Source organism: Alloalcanivorax xenomutans (assembly GCF_900217905.1).
GTDB lineage: Bacteria > Pseudomonadota > Gammaproteobacteria > Pseudomonadales > Alcanivoracaceae > Alloalcanivorax > Alloalcanivorax xenomutans.
The window spans coordinates 1-13,425 of sequence record NZ_OBMO01000037.1; the positions used below are offsets into that span (position 1 = coordinate 1).

The following is a 13,425-nucleotide window of genomic DNA, read 5'->3' on the forward strand; positions in this document are numbered from 1 at the left end:
ATTGAGGCTTCCTCGAACAGGCCTGATACATAGATGCCACCGGGTAGCCATGTTCAAGGCAGGGTTGACAGCAACGGGCGAGTCCATACATAGGAGCTTGCCTGCAAGCGAATACCCCACATCAGAGGCCGCATTCGCCAGCAGGCTGGCTCCCACAGCTTGCGCTACAAAGCCGCTGTGGGAGCTTGCTTGCAAGCATGCTTCCCACTACCGGGCCCTCAACGCCGCCGGCGCTCCGCCCGCTCCACCCGCTGCGCCTGCTGGCGTGCTTCATCGAGCACTTCGCGCACGTAGCTGATGTGATTCTGCGCCACCGCGCGGGCATCCTCCGCGCGCTGTTCAAGGATGGCGTCGAGAAGCTGGCGGTGCTGGGCCAGCAGCATGTCACGGGTTTCATCCCGCTGTTCGTACATGCCGCCAATGTTGGTGACCACATTGTGTTTGAGCAGCTCGAACAGGCCGCGAATGGTGTGCAGCAGCACGGCATTGTGACTGGCCTCGGCAATGGCCAGGTGAAAGGCGGCATCGGCGGCGCCTTCCTCGGCGCGAGCCACCTTGGCGTCGCTATAGCAACGATGCAGGGTCTCGAACGCATCGCGCAGACGCTGGCGATCCAGTTCCGTGGCCCGCTGCGCGGCGTAATAGGCGCAGGCCCCTTCCAGGGTATGACGGAATTCCAGCAGATCCTGCTGGGCGTCGCTGTGCTTTTCCAGCAGATGCAGTAACGGATCACTGAAAGTGGAGCCCAGTTGCTCCGCCACGAAAGTACCGCCGCCCTGGCGGCTGGTCAGCAGCCCCCGCACCACCAGCTTCTGAATCGCTTCACGCAGGGAGGGCCGCGATACACCAAACTGCTCCGCCAGGGCACGTTCCGCCGGCAAGCGTTCTCCGGCCTTGAAACTGCCCTCCAGAATCATCGTTTCCAACTTCTCCACGATTTCATCGGAAAGTCGCCGATGACGGACTTGTCCCGTATTCATGCCACCTCTCAAATTGGTATTACCAATTAAGAAATCCTACGACGTTCCACATCTCCACACCACCCACTATCCACAATGAATAGACAAAGGTCTTACCGATCCCTGTCTTGACGCACCAGGGATCAGCTTTTAGGCTAGTTTTTCATTTTGGCTAATCGGTAAGACCAATTTACACAAACCTTTTCGACGATGCAAACAACAATACCCAGGAGACTATCGCGCCATGCAACCCGGCCTGCTTGCTCTTTTCGCTTTCTCCCCGATCGTCCTTGCCGCATTACTTTTGATCGGCTTGCGCTGGCCGGCCCGTCGCGCCATGCCGGTGGTGTACCTGTTCTCCGCCATGGTGGCCCTGTTGGTCTGGGACATGAGTTTCAACCGCCTGCTCGCCTCCACGCTTCAAGGGCTGGTGATCACTCTGGGGTTGTTGTGGATCATCTTCGGTGCGTTGCTGCTGCTCAACACACTCAAGCATTCCGGCGCCATTGCCGTGATTCATAAGGGCTTCACCACGCTCAGCCCGGACCGCCGCGTTCAGGCCATCGTCATCGCCTGGTTGTTCGGCAGTTTCATCGAGGGCGCCTCCGGATTCGGTACCACCGCCGCCATCGCCGCGCCCTTGCTGGTGGCGATCGGTTTCCCGGCCCTGGCGGCGGTGCTGATGGGCATGCTGGTGCAAAGCACCCCGGTTTCCTTCGGCGCCGTCGGCACGCCCATCGTGGTCGGCGTCACCAGCGGCCTGGACAGCGCCGCCCTGAGCCGTGAGTTGACCGAGCGCGGTTCCAGCTGGGAGCAGTTCCTGCAGCAGATCACCAGTGGCGTGGCTATCACCCATGCCCTGGTGGGCACCGTCATGCCAATGATCATGGTACTGATGCTGACGCGTTTCTTCGGCAAGGAAAAAAGCTGGAAAGCCGGCTTCGAGGTACTGCCGTTCGCGTTATTCGCCGGCCTTGCCTTCACTCTGCCCTATCTGGCCACCGGCCTGCTGCTCGGGCCGGAGTTCCCGTCCCTGCTCGGCGGCCTGATCGGCCTGGCCATCGTCACCGCCGCCATTCGTTTGAACTTCCTGGTCCCCAAACAGCAATGGGATTTCGCCGACCGCGAGCACTGGCCACGGCAGTGGCTGGGCAGCCTGGAAATCAAGGTGGCGGATTTGACCGGCCGCCCGATGGGCACCCTGCGCGCCTGGCTGCCCTATGTGTTGGTCGGGGTTTTGCTGGTGATCAGCCGGGTGTTCCCGGAAATCGGCGCGGCGTTGAAGAGCGTGGCCATCGGCTGCAGCGACCTGCTCGGAGAAGCCGGCATCAGCGCCAACGTCCAACCGCTGTATCTGCCCGGCGGCATCCTGGTCACGGTGGTGGCCATCACCTTTTTCCTGCACCGCATGAAACCCGCCGCCCTGGGCGCGGCGGTAAAGGAATCCTCCGGCGTTCTGCTCAGCGCCGGGTTCGTGTTGTTGTTCACCGTGCCGATGGTGCGGATTCTGATCAACTCCGGCGTCAACGCCTCGGATCTGCCTAGCATGCCGATTGCCATGGCCCGCTACGTAGCGGATAGCGTCGGCGGCATTTACCCCCTGTTCGCGCCCGCCGTGGGCGCGCTGGGGGCTTTTTTGGCCGGTTCCAACACGGTCAGTAACATGATGTTCAGCCAGTTTCAGTATGGCGTCGCCCACAGCCTGGGGCTGTCCGGCGCCATGGTGGTGGCGGCCCAGGCGGTCGGTGCCGCCGCCGGTAACATGGTGGCGATCCACAATGTGGTGGCTGCCTCCGCCACCGTCGGCCTGCTCGGTCAGGAAGGGGCGACTTTGCGCAAAACCATCTGGCCGACGTTTTATTATGTGATGATGACAGGACTGGTCGCCCTGGTGGCGCTCTACCTCCTCGGTATCACCGATCCGTTGGTTCAATGAAGGAATAGCCGCCATGAACGCTCCCCGCACCTTCGTTCCCCAGGCCACCCGCGTCGCCGAGCCGGCCGCCGCGCCCCGGACTTACCCGGAGCACAAACCCGAGCGGATTTATCTGTTCGGTACCTGCGTGGTGGATCTGTTTTTCCCGGAGGCCGGCATGGACGCCATCCGGCTGCTGGAACGGGAGGGGATTCAGGTGGTTTTCCCCCAGGCGCAGAGCTGTTGCGGCCAGCCGGCCTATACCAGCGGCTACACCGATCAGGCACGCGAAGTGGCACGCGCGCAGCTGGCGCTGTTCGACCAGGACTGGCCGGTGGTGGTGCCTTCCGGTTCCTGTGCCGGCATGTTCCGCCATCATTACCAGGAGCTGTTCGCCGGCGAGCCCGATACCCTGGCACGGGCCAGGGCCGTGGCGGAACGCACCTATGAACTGGCGGAGTTCCTGCTGCATGTTTGCCGGGTTGAGTTGCACGATCAGGGCCCGCCCACCGAGGTGGCCCTGCACACCTCCTGCAGCGCCCGCCGGGAAATGCACACTCACCATCACGGCCGCGCTCTGCTCGATCAGTTGTCCGGAGTACGCCGGGTGGATCATGATCACGAAAGCGAATGCTGCGGTTTCGGCGGCACTTTCTGTGTGCGCATGCCGGATATTTCCGGCGCCATGGTGGCGGACAAGACCCGCTCCCTGCGCGACAGCGGCGCCGCCCGCGTGGTGAGCGCGGACGCCGGCTGCCTGATGAACATCAACGGCGCCCTGGAAAAACAGCGGGCGCCCCTGCAAGGCCAGCACCTGGCCAGCTTTCTTTGGCAACGCACCGGAGGCCAGCCATGAGCCAGCCCGCGCGCATCCCGCTACGGGATGAATTCAAGAGCCGCGCCCACGATGCACTGGGGGACGCCCAACTCAGACGCAATTTTCGCGGTGCCATGGACTCGCTGATGGAGAAGCGCGCCGCCGCCTTCAGCGACGCCGACGAGCGCGAACGGTTGCGCACCCTGGGCAATCACATCCGCGCCCGCGCTCTGTCCCGGCTGCCGGACCTGCTGGAACAGTTGGAAAGCAATCTCACCGCCAACGGCGTCCAGGTGCACTGGGCGGAAACCACCGAGCAGGCCAATCGCATCGTCCTCGACATCGCCGAGCGCCGTCAGGCCAGACAGGTGATCAAGGGCAAGTCCATGGTCAGCGAGGAGATGGATATGAACCATGTCCTCGCCGACCACGGTATCGAGTGTCTGGAATCGGACATGGGCGAGTACATCATTCAGCTCGACCACGAGAAGCCCTCCCACATCATCATGCCGGCGATCCACAAGAACGCCGATCAGGTGGCCCGGCTGTTCGAACGGGAACTGGGCGAACCCTACACCCGCGACGTCAACGAATTGATTCAGACTGGCCGCCGGATACTGCGGCAAAAATTCTTCGACGCCGACATCGGTGTCTCCGGCGTCAATTTCGCGGTGGCCGAAACCGGCACCCTGGTACTGGTGGAAAATGAAGGCAACGGCCGCATGAGCACCACCGTGCCCAAGGTGCACATCGCCGTCACCGGCATCGAGAAAGTGGTGGCCCATCTGCGCGATGTGGTGCCACTGCTGTCACTGCTGACCCGCTCCGCCCTGGGGCAGCCGATCACCACTTACATCAATATGATCTCCCGTCCGCGCCAGGCCGGCGAGCGCGACGGGCCGGAAGAAGTGCATCTGGTGCTGCTCGACAACGGTCGCAGCCAGGCCTTCGCCGACGGTGAACTGCGGCAGACCCTGAACTGCATCCGCTGCGGCGCCTGCATGAATCACTGCCCGGTGTACACCCGTGTCGGCGGCCACACCTATGGCGAGGTCTACCCCGGCCCCATCGGCGCCATCATCACCCCGCACCTGGTCGGCCTGGACAAAGTGCCGGACCATCCCAGCGCGTCTTCCCTGTGCGGCGCCTGCGGCGAGGTCTGCCCGGTGCGGATTCCGATTCCATCGCTGTTGCGGCGCTTGCGCGAAGAGAACGTGTCCCGTCCGGACCCCGGGCACGCGGTGATGCGCGGCCAGGGCAGCAAATACTCGGCACTGGAGAGCACCGTCTGGAAGCTCTGGCGCACGCTGTACACGCGCCCGCTGCTGTACCGGCTGTTCCGCTTCTTCGCCACCCGCTTGCGCGCGCTGACACCCTCCCGTCTCGGCCCCTGGACCGAGCACCGCGGCGCCCCCAAACCCGCCGCCCGTTCCTTGCATGAACTGGCCCGCAAACATCTGGAGCAGCCCCGATGAGCGCCAAAGCCCGCATTCTCGACAAACTCCGGCACAGCCTGGCCGGCACCGAACCGCTGCCGGACGATTTCGACGAGACGCTGGTCACCCAACCCTGGCGCTATCCGCCGGAGCAGCGCATTGCCCGCTTGCGGGAATTAATGGAAGCGGTGCGCACGGAAATTCATCTCACCAGCCAGACGCAATGGCCGGACCTGCTGGCCACCCTGCTCGACGAAAAGCAGCTGACACGTCTGCTGATCGCACCGGAGACCGATCATGGCCGGCAATTGAGCGAACACTGGCAGCGCCGTTCCGATGCGCCGGCGTTACACGCCTACGACCGGCCCGTGGAAGAGTGGAAACACGAGCTGTTCCATGACACCCCGGCCAGTCTCACCGGCACGGTAGGCGCCATCGCCGCCACCGGCAGTCTGATTCTGTGCCCGGACCGCCACGAACCGCGCTTGATGAGTCTGGTGCCCCCGGTGCATTTCGCGCTACTGCGCGCCAGCACCATCCATGACAATCTCTATGAAGCCCAGCGCGCCTTGAACTGGCGCGCCGGCATGCCCACCAACGCGCTGTTGATTTCCGGCCCGTCCAAGACCGCCGACATCGAGCAGGTACTGGCCTACGGCGCCCACGGCCCCAAGGACCTGGTGGTACTGATTCTGGAGGACGCATGACCGCTGCCGACCATGGCCCGCTGCCCGCCCCTTTTCTACGGGCGGTGGAAACCCTGATTCCCGCCTCACGGCGTTTCGACGATCCGTTGTCCACTCTGGCGTTCGGCACCGACGCCAGCTTTTACCGTCTGATACCGAAACTGGTGGTCCGGGTGGAAACGGAAGCGGAAGTGGTGGCGCTGCTGACGCTGGCCGGCGAACACGCGGTGCCAGTGACCTTCCGCGCCGCCGGCACCAGTTTGTCCGGCCAGGCGATCAGTGATTCCGTGCTGATCGTGCTGGGCGACCAGTGGAACGGCCGGGATATTCGCAACGACGGCGCACAGATCCGCCTGCAACCCGGCGTCATCGGCGCCCAGGCCAACGCCTGGCTGGCGCCGCTGGGCCGCAAGATCGGCCCGGATCCGGCGTCCATCAACGCCGCCAAGATCGGCGGCATCGTCGCCAACAATTCCAGCGGCATGTGCTGCGGCACCGCCCAGAACACCTACCACACCCTGGCCGGCATGCGCCTGGTGCTGGCCGACGGCACCGTGCTCGACACCGAGGACGCGGACAGCGTCAGGCGCTTCCGGCAAAGTCACGCCACCCTGCTCGAACAATTGGCGGCACTGGGCCGGGAGACGCGCGCCGACAACGCCTTGAGCAGCCGCATCCGTCACAAATACCGTCTCAAGAACACCACCGGCCTGTCCCTGAACGCGCTGGTGGATTACGACGATCCGCTGGATATTCTCACCCATCTGATGGTGGGCTCGGAGGGAATCCTTGGCTTCATCAGCGCGGTCACCTACGACACCGTGCCGGAGTACCCGCACCGGGCCAGCGCCCTGATCGTGTTCCCCGACGTGGACACCTGCTGCCGGGCGGTGCCGGTGCTGAAGCAGCAACCGGTGTCGGCGGTGGAATTGCTCGACCGCCGCAGCCTGCGCTCGGTACAGGACCAGCCGGGCATGCCCGGCTGGGTGCCGGGCCTGTCCGATGGCGCCTGCGCCTTGCTGATCGAATCCCGCGCCGCCGCCGAAACCCTGCTGCTGGAACAGTTACAAGGAATTCGTCAGGCCCTCGCCGCCTTCGCGGTGGAGAAGCAGGTGGATTTCAGCACCGATGCGGCGGTGAACGAACAACTCTGGGCCATCCGCAAAGGCACCTTTCCGGCGGTGGGCGCGGTGCGGCCCACCGGCACCACGGTGATCATCGAGGACGTGACCTTCCCGGTGGAACAACTCGCCGATGGCGTGCGCGGCCTGCTCACCCTGTTCGATAAACACGGTTATGACGAAGCGATCATCTTTGGCCACGCCCTGGAAGGCAATCTGCACTTCGTGTTCACCCAGGGCTTCGACGACCCGGCCCAGGTGCAACGCTATGAAGCCTTCATGGGCGACGTGGCCAAACTGGTGGCGGAAGACTTCGGCGGCGCGCTCAAGGCCGAGCATGGCACCGGCCGCAACATGGCGCCCTTCGTGGAGCTGGAATGGGGCCGCGACGCTTATCAACTGATGTGGAAAATCAAACGGCTGCTGGACCCCGCCGGCATCCTCAACCCGGATGTGGTGTTGTCCGAGGACCCGCGCATTCACCTGAAACATCTCAAGCCGCTGCCCGCCGCCAACGAGATCGTCGACAAGTGCATCGAGTGCGGCTTCTGCGAACCGGTGTGCCCTTCCCGCGGCCTGACCCTGACACCGCGCCAGCGCATCGTGGTATGGCGGGACATTCAGGCCAAACGCCGCGACGGAGCCGGCGCCACCGCGCTCTGGAACGACTATCTGTATCGCGGCATTGATTCCTGCGCGGCCACCGGCCTGTGCGCCCAGCGCTGCCCGGTGGGCATCAACACCGGCGATCTGGTGCGTGAATTGAGAGCCGGACAGGCCCGGCACACCGGCACCGCCGACCGGCTGGCCGATCATTTCAGCGGCGCGCTCGGCGCCACCCGGATCACTTTGCGCGGCGCCACCACCGCGCAAAAACTGCTCGGCGGAGAACGGCTGCAAACGCTTGCCAATGGCCTGCGGCGGCTGTCCGGCGACCGCATCCCGATGTGGACGCCGGCCATGCCGCAAGCCACCTCCCTGCCCCGCCATCACCATCTTTCCGCCGGGCAGCGTCCGCGCGTGGTCTATCTGGCCGCCTGTGTCTCCCGCGCCATGGGGCCGTCGCTGAACGACCGGGAGCAGGTGCCGCTGATCGACAAAACCCGGGCGCTGCTGGAAAAGGCGGGCTTCGAGGTGGTGTTCCCGGAAGATCTGGACAGCCTGTGCTGCGGCCAGCCGTTCGCCTCCAAAGGCTATCCGCAACAAGGCGACCGTAAACGGGACCAACTGGCGGCGGCGCTGCTGAAAGCCAGCCGCGATGGCGAGGATCCGATTTACTGCGACACCAGCCCCTGCACTTTGCGGCTGACGGAAGGCCCTCTGGACAAGCGATTGAAACTCTATGATCCGGTGAAGTTCATTCGCGAGCAGTTGTACCCCCGGCTCACGTTTTCACCGCTGGACACGTCGGTGGCGGTGCATGTCACCTGCAGTACGCAGCATCTTGGGGAGAGCACCGGTCTGATCGATATCGCCCGCCGCTGCGCCCGGGAGGTGGTGGTACCGGAAGGGATTCACTGCTGCGGCTTCGCCGGGGACAAAGGCTTCACCACCCCGGAACTCAACGCCCACGCCCTGCGCGATCTGCGCGACACCGTGCGGCATTGTGACGAGGGCATCTCCACCAGCCGCACCTGCGAGATCGGTCTCAGCCATCATGGCGGCATTGATTATCACGGGCTGGTGTATCTGGTGGACCGGGCGACCACGGCGCGGCCCTGATAGGAGCTAGCCCCCTACGGACCCAACTGCGAAGCCGCTGTGGGAGCTTGCCTGCAAGCGAATGCCCCAAGCCCAAGCCAATTCGCCAGCAAGGCTGGCTCCCACAGAGCGCGCGACGCCCTACAACCGCCCATCCACGTCATAACACTGCCCCGCCACCAGGTTCTGGGCCAGCATGAAGCGGTCCTGGGCGTTGGTGGCCCGCAGTTCGGCCACACTCAGGGATTGCAGCATCCAGGTGTTCCAGACACTGACGAACTGGGTATCGATATCCACGTCGCCCCGGGGCATGGTGGCGTTGAGCGCGCGCACCGACAGGCTGTCACCCTCCCATTGCATCTCATAGCCTTCATTGGGATAGGCCACTTCGAGACAGGAGAGGAATTCCTTCATGGAGCGTTCCGAGGGCTGCCCGATGGCATAGGCCAGTGGCTGGTCCGGCACTTCTCTGAGCACTTGCAGGATATGCGCGTCCGCCATCCGTTCGCGCAGTTGCGCCAGGGCATCCTCGGCGGCGGAATCGTTGCGGGCCTCGGCCTCTTCACGGGCCTGGGCAATGGCACGGCGCACCTGCTCGCGGCGGCGCTCCCGCCGTTCGCGTTCCAGCCGCGCTTGAATGGTGGCATCCCAGGCCTCGGACACCAAACGATCCAGTTCCTGATCCTGTTCACGGGCATCCAGCACCCGGCGCACCCGGGCGCCGCAGCGGGCGATCAACCGCGCCCGCTCGTCGCCGGGCAGCCAGCGGTCCTCCCGCCAGGCCGCGGCCAGCTCATCACAGGCCAACTCCGCTACCCCCAATCGTTTCTGGGTGGCATAGTCCAGACCGGCCACCGTGGCCGGCGCCGGCGCCAGACCGAGCCAGCCGCCGGCGGTTTGCCGCAGACCGGCGCAGCCACCCAGCAGCAGGGCGCACAAGGCCAGTGCCCCCCATCGAGACAACGCAAGAGTATTCATAGTGGTCTGTCTGACGCGTCCCGCCCCGAGAGGTTCCCCCCGGGGCGGAAGCGAGGCGGGATTACGCCGACTTCTTGGCGGCGATCTTCTCTTTCCAGATCACCGGGCCGGTCTTGTGTACCGATTCGCCGTTGGAATCCACCGCCACGGTCACCGGCATGTCTTCCACCTCGAATTCGTAGATCGCTTCCATGCCCAGGTCCTCGAAAGCCGCCACGCGGGACTTGCGGATCGCCTTGGACACCAGATAAGCGGCGCCGCCCACGGCCATCAGGTAAACCGCCTTGTTGTCCTTGATCGCCTGGATCGCGGTGTCGCCACGCTCGGCCTTGCCGACCATGCCGATCAGCCCGGTTTCCTCGAGCATGGTACGGGTGAACTTGTCCATGCGGGTAGCGGTGGTCGGACCAGCCGGGCCCACCACTTCGTCGCCCACCGGGTCCACCGGGCCGACGTAGTAGATGAAGCGGTTGGTGAAGTCCACCGGCAGCTTCTCGCCCTTGGAAATCATATCCACCATGCGCTTGTGGGCGGCGTCACGGCCGGTCAGCAGCTTGCCGGACAACAGCAGCGTGTCGCCGGGCTGCCAGGTCCGCACCTCTTCCGGGGTCACGGTGTCCAGGTTGACGCGCTTGGCGCCCTCGTCATTGCCCCAGGCAATATCCGGCCACTCTTCCAGGTCCGGCGCCTTGAGGTCCGCCGGGCCGCTGCCGTCGAGAATAAAGTGGGCATGGCGGGTGGCGGCGCAGTTGGGAATGATCGCCACCGGCTTGTTGGCCGCGTGGGTCGGATAATCCGCCACTTTCACGTCCAGCACCGTGGTCAGACCCCCCAGGCCCTGGGCACCGATGCCCAGCGCGTTGACCTTCTCGAACAGCTCCAGGCGCAGTTCCTCGGCCCGGGTTCGCGGGCCACGGGCCTGCAGCTCGTGAATGTCGATGGGATCCATCAGGGATTCCTTGGCGATCAGCATGGCCTTCTCGGCGGTACCGCCGATACCGATGCCGAGCATGCCCGGCGGGCACCAGCCGGCGCCCATCTTCGGCACCTGTTCCAGCACCCAGTCGACGACGGAGTCGGACGGGTTGAGCATGGCGAACTTGGACTTCGCCTCGGAACCGCCGCCCTTGGCGGCCACGTCGATTTCCAGGGTGTCGCCGGGCACGATGGAATAGTTGATCACCGCCGGGGTGTTGTCCTTGGTGTTGGCGCGCTTGCCATCCGGATCGGCCAGCACCGAGGCGCGCAGCACATTGTCCGGGTGGTTGTAGGCCCGGCGCACACCTTCGTTGATCATGTCGTCCAGAGACATGTCGCCTTCGAAGGTGACGTTCATGCCGACCTTGGCGAACACGGTGACGATACCGGTGTCCTGGCAGATCGGGCGGTGCCCCATGGCGGACATGCGCGAGTTCACCAGAATCTGCGCCATGGCGTCCTTGGCCGCCTTACTCTCTTCCTTCTCGTAGGCTTCCTTTACCGCGCGGATGAAGTCCACGGGGTGGTAATAGGAGATGTACTGCAGGGCATCGGCCACGCTTTGGATCAGATCGTCCTGGCGAATCACCGTCATTGGGGCACTCCTGGCTGGAACGAGGGGGCGCGCATTATAGCCCATGGCCGGGCGTGGCTCCACGGCACGAGGCCATGACGCTTGAGGTGGCTACACGGTCGCTGTGGGAGCCAGCCTGCTGGCGAATGGGGCACAGCGCCAAAAAGATTCGCCAGCAGGGCTCGCTTCTACAGACCGGGCTACAAAGCCGCTGTGGGAAGCTGCCTTGGCAGCGAATGGGGTTCGGCCGTCAAACAAGATACGGCCAAAAAAGCGCCACTTTGGCCTTGAATTTGGCCGTATCTCTCTCATAATGGCCGTATAAATACTTATACGGCCAAATCCGATGTCCCAATATATCCGCAATCACACCAAGGCAGACCAGATACTGGATGTCCTTTGGAAGCTGTCGGCGCCGGCCAGCCTGCCGGAGATTCTTGAACACTTGCCCGAAGGGTTCGCCGAGCGTTCAACACGGCGCTGGCTGAGCCAACTGGTCGAACAAGGGCTTGTTGTCAAAAGCGGACAAAAGCGCGGCACTCGATACCGTCTGGCCGAAAGCACGGCAGCGGAAATCCGTGAGCCAGAGCCTCCTGTGTTCTTCTCTTTCAGTGACGGTGCCCGTCAGACACTTGAACGGGTGCGGCGGCCACTGCTCGATCGCCGTCCGGTGAGCTATAACGGCGACTGGCTGGAAGAATACAAACCCAACCACAGCCGCTACTTCAGCCAGGCCGACATCGACATTCTGACCGACAAGGGGCGGCGTACCGACACTCCCGAGCCCGCTGGCACCTATGCGCGGCGCATCTATAACCGGCTGTTGATTGACCTGTCCTACCATTCATCCCGGCTGGAGGGAAACACCTACTCGCTGATCGAGACACAACGCCTGCTTCTGGAAGGTACCGGCGCCACCGGAAAGCTCGATGAGGAAGCCGTGATGATCCTCAATCATAAAGAAGCGATCCGTTACCTGGTGGAGCGAGCCGGCCATATGGAGCCCAGCTACGAGGAGATCTGCACGTTACATTACCTTCTGTCCGATGGGCTGGTGCCCCCTCCCCATTCCGGCAAGATCAGGGATCATGGCGTGCGAGTCGGCGCGTCCAGTTATATCCCCCTGGACAACCCCACCACCCTGGAACGCCGCCTGCGCGGCATCACCGCAAAGGCCATGGCGATCCAGGAACCCTATGAGCAGAGTTTGTTCCTGCTGTTGCACGTGGCTTATCTGCAGGCCTTCACCGACGTCAACAAGCGCACCTCGCGTCTTGCCGCCAACATTCCGCTGATTACCCGCAACCGGGTACCGCTGTCGTTCAATGCCATCGAAAAGGACGACTACGCGTCCGCCATGCTGGCCGTCTATGAACTGAACGATCCCCGCCCCCTGATCGAACTGTACCGCGCCTCCTATCTGCGCGGCTGTCAGGAATACGACGCCACCGCCGAAGCGCTGGGCGTGGACACCATACGGGTACGCTACCGCGCACAACGCCGGAATGTACTACGCCAGATCATTCTGGAACGTCTCTCCGGCGCTGCGCTGACCACCCGTCTCAAGGAAGCCGCCCGGGCTGTCCCCGAAAACGACCGCAACGCCTACTTCGAAGACCTGGAGGAAGATATCCGGGAATTGTCGCCACAGCGCCTTGCCGGCCTCGGTGTCACCCGCGAGGATTATCAACGCTGGCGCGACGTTCAGTAGCCCGTTCCCAAAAGCCGCCGCGAGGCCCCGGGTTCAAAAGGATGTTGCCAACCTGTGATTTATAAACCACAATCTGTTCTGGAAATCAGACAAACCGATGTATTCAAAAACGCTGGCGGGCCCGGGAATGGAGAAAAACGTGGATGCATTAACCCCTTACGATCCGGCGGAAGATCTCGGTTCTCCAACCGCGATCGCCACTTTCATGGCGGAAGTCTTCGCCACCGGCGATGCCGGCTACATTGCCCATGCACTGGGCGTGGTAGCCCGCGCCAAAGGCATGACGGAAATCGCCCGGCAAACCGGTCTGTCCCGCGAACAGCTTTACCGCTCCTTCAGCCAGCAAGGCAACCCGACGCTCAAAACCACGCTGGCGGTGATGAGGGCACTGGGTATTGATATGACGGTAAAACCTCGCTGATCCCTTCCCTCTCTGTTCGCCAGCAGGGCCAGTTCCTATGTATGGACTCGCCCGTTGCTGTCAACCCTGCCTTGAACATGGCTACCCGGTGGCATCTATGTATCAGGCCTGTTCGAGGAAGCCTCAAT

Annotated in this window: 10 protein-coding genes; 7 read left to right on the forward strand and 3 right to left on the reverse strand. The window is 63.6% G+C overall.

From position 1 onward, the window contains the following. Positions 1 to 218: 218 nt before the first annotated feature. A complete protein-coding gene (locus tag CRO06_RS19645) occupies positions 219 to 980 on the reverse strand; it encodes a GntR family transcriptional regulator (RefSeq protein WP_055099646.1) in 762 nt (253 codons plus the stop codon). A gap of 223 nt (positions 981 to 1,203) precedes the next feature. Between CRO06_RS19645 and CRO06_RS19650 the strand changes: the two genes are divergently transcribed. From CRO06_RS19650 to CRO06_RS19670, 5 genes are read left to right on the forward strand one after another with little or no spacing between them, the layout of a single operon-like run. Further along, complete coding sequence (locus tag CRO06_RS19650) at positions 1,204 to 2,895, forward strand: L-lactate permease (RefSeq protein WP_026949869.1); 1,692 nt, start codon at positions 1,204 to 1,206, stop codon at positions 2,893 to 2,895. A gap of 13 nt (positions 2,896 to 2,908) precedes the next feature. Continuing rightward, complete coding sequence (locus CRO06_RS19655) at positions 2,909 to 3,730, forward strand: (Fe-S)-binding protein (protein WP_055099644.1); 822 nt, start codon at positions 2,909 to 2,911, stop codon at positions 3,728 to 3,730. After that, positions 3,727 to 5,166: a LutB/LldF family L-lactate oxidation iron-sulfur protein gene (locus CRO06_RS19660; protein ID WP_022995855.1), complete on the forward strand. Its 1,440-nt coding sequence runs from the start codon at positions 3,727 to 3,729 to the stop codon at positions 5,164 to 5,166. Before CRO06_RS19655 ends, CRO06_RS19660 begins: the two co-directional genes overlap by 4 nt. Next, positions 5,163 to 5,834, forward strand: coding sequence for a LutC/YkgG family protein (locus tag CRO06_RS19665; RefSeq protein ID WP_097059215.1), 672 nt, complete (start codon positions 5,163 to 5,165; stop codon positions 5,832 to 5,834). Before CRO06_RS19660 ends, CRO06_RS19665 begins: the two co-directional genes overlap by 4 nt. Next, positions 5,831 to 8,656: an FAD-binding and (Fe-S)-binding domain-containing protein gene (locus CRO06_RS19670; protein ID WP_097059216.1), complete on the forward strand. Its 2,826-nt coding sequence runs from the start codon at positions 5,831 to 5,833 to the stop codon at positions 8,654 to 8,656. The genes CRO06_RS19665 and CRO06_RS19670 overlap by 4 nt, the downstream gene beginning before the upstream one ends. 120 nt (positions 8,657 to 8,776) lie before the next feature. Here the strand turns inward: CRO06_RS19670 and CRO06_RS19675 are convergent, their stop codons facing one another. Then, the gene (locus CRO06_RS19675; RefSeq protein ID WP_143247782.1) at positions 8,777 to 9,613 is read right to left on the reverse strand and encodes a hypothetical protein; all 837 of its coding nucleotides are present in this window, start codon (positions 9,611 to 9,613) and stop codon (positions 8,777 to 8,779) included. 61 nt (positions 9,614 to 9,674) lie between these two features. Continuing rightward, on the reverse strand, positions 9,675 to 11,186 hold the full coding sequence (locus CRO06_RS19680; RefSeq protein WP_097059217.1) for a fumarate hydratase: 1,512 nt from the start codon (positions 11,184 to 11,186) through the stop codon (positions 9,675 to 9,677). A 325-nt stretch (positions 11,187 to 11,511) separates the two neighbouring features. Here CRO06_RS19680 and CRO06_RS19685 point away from each other — a divergent pair, with 325 nt between their 5' ends. Further along, a complete protein-coding gene (locus tag CRO06_RS19685; protein ID WP_097059218.1) occupies positions 11,512 to 12,876 on the forward strand; it encodes a Fic family protein in 1,365 nt (454 codons plus the stop codon). A gap of 139 nt (positions 12,877 to 13,015) precedes the next feature. Continuing rightward, complete coding sequence (locus tag CRO06_RS19690) at positions 13,016 to 13,297, forward strand: addiction module antidote protein (RefSeq protein ID WP_244902865.1); 282 nt, start codon at positions 13,016 to 13,018, stop codon at positions 13,295 to 13,297. Positions 13,298 to 13,425: the final 128 nt, after the last annotated feature.